Here is a 405-nt window from a genome sequence, read left to right as displayed (position 1 = left end):
CCACCCAGCCATTTCCGGTGCAGGCCGATGTGAAGGTGGGCGATACCCATGTGGTGATCGCCGGCACGGTGACCGACCCGCAGAACCTCGGTGCGCTGGACCTGCGCCTGAAACTGTCGGGTGCCAGCCTGAGCAATCTTTATCCGCTGACAGGTGTCACGCTGCCAGACTCGCCCGCCTATTCAACGGACGGCCGCCTGATCGCCAAACTGCATGATCCGGCGGGCGCCAGTTTCAGTTACGAGAAATTCAACGGCAAGATCGGCAAAAGCGATATCCATGGTGATCTGGGCTATGTCGCCAGCCAGCCACGGCCCAAGCTGACGGGTGTATTGGTGTCCGATCAACTGTTGTTCAGTGATCTGGCCCCGCTCATCGGTGCCGACTCCAACGCGGCGCAGAAAA

Annotated in this window: 1 protein-coding gene; it reads left to right on the top strand. The window is 60.5% G+C overall.

The genetic code is table 11. The features are described from left to right. The coding region (locus tag EE949_RS10510) for an AsmA family protein (protein WP_122664226.1) at positions 1-405 on the top strand (405 nt) is incomplete at both ends.

It is taken from the genome of Pseudomonas viridiflava (genome assembly GCF_900602065.1).
Classification (GTDB): domain Bacteria; phylum Pseudomonadota; class Gammaproteobacteria; order Pseudomonadales; family Pseudomonadaceae; genus Aquipseudomonas.
The sequence above is the reverse complement of the archived record's forward strand: the minus strand, read 5'-3'. Positions and strand labels throughout refer to the sequence as shown.